Below are 1,006 nucleotides of genomic sequence, written 5' to 3' on the forward strand. Positions count from 1 at the left end.
TCTCCCGCCCGTTCCATCTATCAACCTGAACAGTTGCACGAGGCTGCGGCAACAGACCTCGCATCACAGGGACAGGCACCGTGATCATACCCCTTCGTTACGTCGGAATCGACGTCTCCAAACAACATCTCGATATCTTCGATGAGGGCTTGGGCGTGCCGGAGCGCATCGCCAACGCGCCGCAGGCCATCACACAGATCGTGGCGCGTTGGCGATGTGACGTGCTGGTCGTCTTCGAGGCAACGGGTGTCTATGATCTCGAACTTCGCGAGGCGCTGGGTCAGGCCGGTATCCGCTTCGCGCGGATCAACCCGGCCCGGGCTCGTGACTTTGCGCGCGCCAGCGGCCAGCTCGCCAAGACCGACCCGATCGATGCGCGGATGCTGGCAGCCTTTGCGCGGGCCCTGAAGCCGGCCACCGAGCAAATTGCCAATCCCGCCCGCAATGCCTTGGCTAGGCTTGCAAAACGGCGGGATCAGCTGGTCCTCATGCGTGCGCAGGAGAAGAACCGGCGCAGCGAGGCCGACGACCGTGCCATGGCCGATCGTATCGGCCGTCTCATCGAGGTCCTCGACGGCGAGATCGCCGAGATCGAGGCCGACATCAGCACACTGATCAAGACCGAGCCGGAGATCTCGGGCGATGCGCAGTTGATACGCTCACTTCCTGGCGTGGGTCCCGTAACCTGCATGCAGCTGATCGCGCAGATGCCGGAACTCGGAAAAGTGGGACCGAAGCAGGTGGCAGCGCTGGCCGGCCTGGCTCCCTTCAACGTCGACAGCGGGGCTTACCGCGGCAAACGTAAGATCGCCGGGGGCCGAAAGCGCGTGCGTGATGCCCTTTACATGGCTGCTCTCAACGCGGTCCGCCGGGCCGATCCGTTCAAGGTCTTTTACGCACGATTGCGACAGGCCGGCAAACCAGCCAAACTCGCCCTCATTGCCGTCGCCAGGAAGCTGCTGACGGTCCTCAACGCCATGATGCGCGACAGGAAGCCCTACCTGAA

The 1,006-nt window shown here is 63.3% G+C and carries 1 protein-coding gene; it reads left to right on the forward strand.

The window, feature by feature from the left end; all coding sequences use genetic code 11:
• Window positions 1-80: 80 nt before the first annotated feature.
• Window positions 81-1,006, forward strand: a 926-nt coding sequence (locus tag CT676_RS43760; protein WP_135217366.1) for a transposase, incomplete at its 3' end; no start/stop codon positions are given.

Source organism: Bradyrhizobium sp. MOS001 (assembly GCF_004634465.1).
GTDB classification, from domain to species: Bacteria; Pseudomonadota; Alphaproteobacteria; order Rhizobiales; family Xanthobacteraceae; genus Bradyrhizobium; species Bradyrhizobium barranii.